The organism is Clostridium sp. (assembly GCF_029267215.1).
Classification (GTDB): Bacteria; Bacillota; Clostridia; order Clostridiales; family Clostridiaceae; genus Sarcina.
Genome location: NZ_JARIDH010000034.1, coordinates 23,500 through 30,035 on the forward strand (window position 1 = coordinate 23,500; position 6,536 = coordinate 30,035).

Sequence of the window (6,536 nt, forward strand, 5' to 3'; positions counted from 1 at the left end):
AATATAATTTATTAATTATATTATGTAAATTTTTTCCTATAATACATAATTGATGAAAGTGGTGTGAAAATTGAGTAATTTTAATTTTATTAAAACAAAAATAGAAGATTTATATATCATAGAACCTAAAGTTTTTGGTGATGAAAGAGGATATTTCATGGAAACTTACAGCCAAAAAGCTTTTGAAGAAGCAGGTCTTACTATGAAATTTGTTCAAGACAATGAATCAAAATCTAAAAAAGGTGTTTTAAGAGGATTACACTTCCAAACTAAACATACACAAGGAAAACTTGTAAGGGTAACACAAGGAGAGGTTTGGGATGTTGCAGTTGATTTAAGAAAAGGATCACCTACTTTTGGACAATGGGAAGGCGTTCATCTAAGCTCTGAGAATAAAAGACAATTTTATGTTCCAGAAGGATTTGCCCATGGATTTGTAGTTTTATCAGATGAAGCAGTATTTAATTATAAATGTACAGATTTCTATGCTCCAGAGTATGACTCTGGATTATTATGGAATGATAAAGATGTAAATGTACAGTGGCCTTTAGATGGAATAGAAGAAATAATTTTATCAGAAAAAGATAAAAAACAAAAAACTCTAAAAGAATTAGATATTCCTTTTACATATGAAGGATAATTTGGAGGATAATATGAAAATATTAATAACAGGTTCAAAAGGACAGTTAGGAAATGAACTTCAATCAATAATAAGAAGTGGAAAATCAGAAATTGGATCTATAAGTGAAAATATAAAAAATGCAGAAGTAATAGCTTTAGACTCAGAAGATTTAGATATAACAGAACTTTCTAAAGTTAAAAAGGTTTTGATAGAAGAAAAACCAGATGTAGTAATAAACTGTGCAGCAGCAACAAACGTTGATGGATGTGAAAGTAATGAAGATTTGGCATTTAAGGTTAATGCAATAGGACCTAGAAATTTAGCCATGGTTTGTGAAGAAATAGGAGCAAAATTAGTTCAAGTTTCAACAGACTATGTATTTAGTGGAGTGGGAGAAAAACCATTAACTGAGTTTGACTTAACAGCACCATATAGTGTTTATGGAAAAACTAAGTTATTGGGAGAAAACTACGTAAGAGAATTTTCTTCAAAATACTATATAGTTAGAACAGCTTGGTTATATGGATATGTAGGTCATAACTTTGTTTACACAATGATGAGACTTGGAAAAGAGAAAGAATCATTAAATGTTGTAAATGATCAAAAAGGAAATCCAACTCATGCAAATGACTTAGCACACCATATATTAAAGCTTATAGAAACTGAGGAATATGGAATATATCATTGTACAGGAAAAGGGGAGTGTACTTGGTATGACTTTGCTAGTGAAATAATGAAATTAGCAGGAAATAATTGCAAGGTTAATCCATGTACTTCAGAGGAATATAAAACACCAGCTAAAAGACCGGAGTATTCATCATTAGATAATATGATGCTTAGATGTACAATTGGCGATCATATGAGAGATTGGAAAGAAGCCTTAAAAAGCTTTTTTGAAAATCAACAAAGTAAATAATAAAAGAATTTTATTAAAAAATAATTACTAGATTAAAATTATTATATTAATAATAAAATTTAATAGATTTTATTTGATACACTAAATACAGTGTAGAATAAATATATTTTAAACTTATAAGTTAAAAGTAAAGTTAGGAGAGAATTTCATGAAAACTTATTTAGTTACAGGTGGAGCGGGATTTATAGGCTCAAACTTCGTATTATACATGTTAAATAAATATGAGGACATAAGAATAATAAACTTAGATAAATTAACTTATGCAGGAAACTTAGAAAACTTAAAATCAATAGAAAATGATGAAAGACATATCTTTGTACAAGGAGATATATGTGATAAGGAATTAGTTTCAAGTTTATTTGAAAAATATGACATAGATTATGTTGCTCACTTTGCAGCTGAATCACACGTTGATAGAAGTATAAGAGAACCAGAAGTATTTGCTAAGACTAATGTATTAGGAACAGTAAATTTACTTAATTGTGCAAAAAATGCATGGGAAAAAGAAGATGGATGGAAAGAGGGAGTTAAATTCCTTCATGTTTCAACAGACGAGGTTTATGGTTCATTAGGAGAAACAGGATACTTCATGGAAACAACTCCATTAGATCCTCATAGCCCATATTCATCAAGTAAAGCAGGATCAGACTTAATGGTTAAGGCATACTCAGATACATATAAAATGCCAGTAAACATAACAAGATGTTCAAATAACTACGGACCATTCCAATTCCCAGAGAAGTTAATACCACTTCTAATAAATAACTGCTTAAAGCATGAAGACTTACCAGTTTATGGTGATGGAATGAATATAAGAGACTGGTTATTTGTTGAAGACCACGCAAAAGCAATAGATATGGTAATAAATAATGGAAGACTTGGGGAAGTTTATAATGTTGGTGGACATAACGAAAGAACTAACATTCAAATAGTAAAAACAGTTATAGGATACATAAATGAAAATGTAGATAAAGAAGTAACTGAAAACTTAATCAAGTATGTTGAAGATAGAAAAGGACATGATAGAAGATACGGAATAGATCCAACTAAGATAAAAGAAGAGTTAGGATGGTATCCAGAAACAACTTTTGAAGTTGGAATAAAGAAAACAATAAAATGGTACTTAGATAATAAAGAGTGGATGGAAAATGTAACATCAGGTGATTATCAAAAGTATTATGAAAAGATGTATAAATAAGTTATTTTAGGAGATATTATGGATTCTAACAAAAAGTTTAGGTTTACAAAAAAATTAGATATAAATAGTGAAATGCTAGTAAATATAATAAGTATATTATTTATAGCCTCAGTTGTTTTAATTCCAGTAGATAACTTACCTTATATGAGTAAATTAATGGGAGAGTTAGGAAACAGAGGAGCAGTTTACCCATTTATACTTATATTACCTTTAATGGCATTGTTATTTTTAAATAATAAACAGATATATATAAATAAAAGTAGAGAATCTAAATTATTAATTTTATTTTTTATATGGGTAATAATAAGTTCCTTAGTTAATTTGCCTTTTATACAGGATAGTGTTTTTAAAGGTAGATCTGGCTTAAGTAAGATTGTTGTTCAAATGATGCTTTTAGTATTTATGTATGCAATAGCATATTCAACAGAAGTGATAATTCAATTGAAGAAATTAACGTTACGTGATTATAGAAGATATATAGCTTATTCAACAATACCAGTATTTATTTACGGAACTATTGAATTAATAAATTTTTTAGGAATATTTGATTTTTCAAGTGTTTTAAAAGGATTATCATATATATTTCAGTCTTATCACAGGGGAGAGGTTTATACAAAAGGGATTAGAACTATATGTGGAGAAGTTTCATATTTTGCAATGTATGCCTCTTTTGTTATACCTTGGGTTGTTAGTTATATTTTCACAGAGAAGGGCTTCTTTAAAAAAATTCTATATTTAGGAATGAGTGGATATTTACTTATACTTCTTATTTTTTCTAAATCAAGAACTGCATATGCAATTATATTTGCTCAAATAGCCTTATTCACAATATTTGTTTTGGTTTCAAAGGTTGAAAAAAGTATAAAAGTTAATATTGTTCAAGGTATTCTTGTATTACTTTTAGTATTTTCCTTTTTAAATAATACTATTCTTTCAAAAGTTGGAGGAGATGCTAATAGTATGCAAAAAATAAGTATCGAAGGGTTAATAAATTCAATAAGAGATTCTAATAATATGTCTAATATTGCTAGATTTGGATTACAAAAAGCTGCAATTGATATAGGAAAAGAAAATCCAGTATTTGGAGTTGGTATAGGACAATATGGATTCAATGTTGAAGATAATTTAAGTCCTAAAGCTTTAACTTCAAATGAAGTTCAAAGATGGATAAGTGAAGATAAGAGTGTTCATGAATATTGGCCACCTGCCTTTGCACTATATCCAAGAATAATAGCAGAGCAAGGTATTATTGGCATATTAATTTGGGTAATACTACTTCTATATATTATTATAAAAGCTATTTTAAGACTTAGAAAGAAAGAGAATGATTTTATGGGTATTGCCCTTATAGTTAGTTTTATTGGAATTCTAATTGTATGGTTTAATGCAGATACTTATGCACAAGTGCCATTTTGGCTTACATTACCTTTCATAATAAGATATAATAATAATGATTTAATAGAGGATAAACAATAATTTAATACAAAAGGAAGATATAAATGCAATCTATAAAATTTTCATTAATAATGGCTACCTATGGTCGGGAAAAGGAAGTTGGATGTTTTCTTGAGAGTTTAACAAATTCAAATTATGATATGAATAATGTTGAAGTAATTATTGTTGACCAAAATAAAGAGATAAACTTAGAGCCAATTGTTAATAGATATAAAGAAAAAGTAAAGATAATTCACATAAAATCTGATGAAAAGGGATTAGCTCTTAATAGAAATAAGGGCTTAGAAGTTGCAACAGGTGACATTATTGCTTTCCCAGATGATGATTGTGAATATTTAAAGGAGACACTTAACATAGTAAATGACTTGTTTAATAAAGAGCAATGTGATTTATTAATGGGAAGAATTGTTGAGCGTAATGGAGAAGACTCTTTAAGAGTTTGGCCAAAAGAAAGAATAGAAATAAACAAGAACAATTTTTATACTAAGTGTTCTTCAGTAACCATGTTTTTAGATGCAAAAAAATGTTTTGTTAAATTTAATCATAAATTAGGATCAGGACAATATTTTGGTGCATGTGAAGATGCTGATTTAATTTATAAAAATTGTAAAAGAGGTTCTAAGGTAATATATAATCCAGAACTTCAAATATATCATCCTCATTATGATTCAAATAGCAACATGGATGATAAAAAGATTTATAGCTATGGATTAGGCTTCGGAGCTATGGTTAAATCTAACTTTGATATGTCTATGCTTATACTTTTTACAAAGGCAGAGGGGTATCATTTCTTAAAAGCTTTAATTGCTTTATTAACTTTAAAGGGAGATAAGTCAAAGAGAAGTTGGCTTGCTTTCTCAAGTAGAATAAAAGGATTTTTTGAATATAAGAACTAGTAAATAGCATAAAAGAATTTTTTTAGAATTCTTTTATGCATTTATGTTATTTACAAGTAGCTTAAAAATACGTAAAGATTTCAGGGAGATAATTATGAGTAAAGTAAAAAGAAAAGTAAAGAACATAGTTAGAAATATCATGTTAAGCGAAACTTTTGCTAATACTAGTTTAGTTAAAAATATGAGAGCAAAACATAAGGAAAAACTAGAAGAAGGAAGAAGAGTTTTATTTAAACAGTATGCTCAAGAATGTTTAGAAACTATAAAGGACACTTTAGATAAGAATAATCTTCATTTCTGGCTTGATTACGGGACATTACTTGGAGCTATGAGAGAAAAAGATTTTATAGCACATGATTTAGATATTGATTTAGGAATGTTTTATGAAGATCAAGTTAAGGATGTAGAAAAAGCTTTCTCTTCAGTTGGAATAAAAAAAGTTCGTGAATTTACTTTAGATGGTAAAACTGTAGAACAAACATACAGCTATAAAGGGTTATACTTTGACATATTCTATTATTTCAAAGGGGAAGAAATAATGTGGACATATGGATTTACCTTTAAAAATAACAAGTTAAACAAAACTAGTTATGAGGATAGAGATGTTTCAACTGGTTTTGATGGAATGAAGTATTTTGTTAAAAAGAGAGGTTTAGAAAAAATAACTTTCAAAGGAAAAGAATATACAGTTCCAGAAAATCCAGCAGGATATTTAAAAGAAAACTATGGTCCTAACTATATGACACCTATTAGAGAATGGGATTATGTAGAAGCTCCAACAAATCAAGAAAAGTTAAATGGTGGAGAAATAGTAATGATAGAGTATTATAACTAAATTAGGGGGAAATATGAGTAAGTCGATATCAAAGAATATAATATTTAAGTTCTTACTAAATATTTTTAATGTAGTAGTCCCTGTAATTATAGGGCCTTATGTACTTAGAGTATTAGGTCCAGATTTAATGGGTACTATAAACTTTTCACAAACTATATATGGATATTTCTTCATATTTGCAGGGTTTGGAGTTTATCAATATGGTTTAAGGGAAATTAGTAGAGTAAGAGATAATAAGGAAAAATTATCACAAGTATTTACTAGTTTATTTACATTAACTTTAATCACTAATATAGTTACAACTTTATCATATATAGCTTTTATAAAAGTAAGTTATTCAGGAAGTGAAATATATATTGCTTGTATGATATTAACATTTAACCTTTTAGCTAATATGTTTTATACAGAATGGGTTAATGAGGGATTAGAAAATTATGATTTCATAACAATAAAAACCATAATAATAAGAGCAGCCTATGTTGTTTTGTTATTTGTTTTTGTTAGAACTGCAAATAATTTTAAAGAATATATGATTTTATTAGTGGTGTCAACATTCTTAAATAATATAGCTAGCTTTTTCTATATTAAGAAGAGAATACCTTTTAATTTTAAAG

7 protein-coding genes are annotated in these 6,536 nt (G+C 27.8%); all 7 read left to right on the forward strand.

Annotated elements, in window-relative coordinates; genetic code table 11:
- Positions 1-70 precede the first annotated feature (70 nt).
- Positions 71-640 (forward strand): dTDP-4-dehydrorhamnose 3,5-epimerase, encoded by a 570-nt coding sequence (gene rfbC / locus Q1K13_RS05595; RefSeq protein ID WP_300348346.1) that lies wholly within the window; start codon positions 71-73, stop codon positions 638-640.
- A gap of 13 nt (positions 641-653) precedes the next feature.
- Positions 654-1,538, forward strand: coding sequence for a dTDP-4-dehydrorhamnose reductase (gene rfbD / locus Q1K13_RS05600; RefSeq protein ID WP_300348348.1), 885 nt, complete (start codon positions 654-656; stop codon positions 1,536-1,538).
- Positions 1,539-1,686: 148 nt separating this feature from the next.
- Positions 1,687-2,736, forward strand: coding sequence for a dTDP-glucose 4,6-dehydratase (gene rfbB, locus Q1K13_RS05605; protein ID WP_300348350.1), 1,050 nt, complete (start codon positions 1,687-1,689; stop codon positions 2,734-2,736).
- Positions 2,737-2,754: 18 nt separating this feature from the next.
- The gene (locus tag Q1K13_RS05610; protein ID WP_300348353.1) at positions 2,755-4,212 is read left to right on the forward strand and encodes an O-antigen ligase family protein; all 1,458 of its coding nucleotides are present in this window, start codon (positions 2,755-2,757) and stop codon (positions 4,210-4,212) included.
- Between the two features lie 23 nt (positions 4,213-4,235).
- The gene (locus tag Q1K13_RS05615; protein WP_300348355.1) at positions 4,236-5,087 is read left to right on the forward strand and encodes a glycosyltransferase family 2 protein; all 852 of its coding nucleotides are present in this window, start codon (positions 4,236-4,238) and stop codon (positions 5,085-5,087) included.
- Positions 5,088-5,181: 94 nt separating this feature from the next.
- Entirely contained in the window at positions 5,182-5,922 is a 741-nt protein-coding gene (locus tag Q1K13_RS05620; RefSeq protein ID WP_300348356.1) for a LicD family protein, read from the forward strand.
- A 13-nt stretch (positions 5,923-5,935) separates the two neighbouring features.
- Positions 5,936-6,536: oligosaccharide flippase family protein (locus tag Q1K13_RS05625; protein WP_300348358.1), on the forward strand; the 601-nt coding region annotated here is incomplete at its 3' end.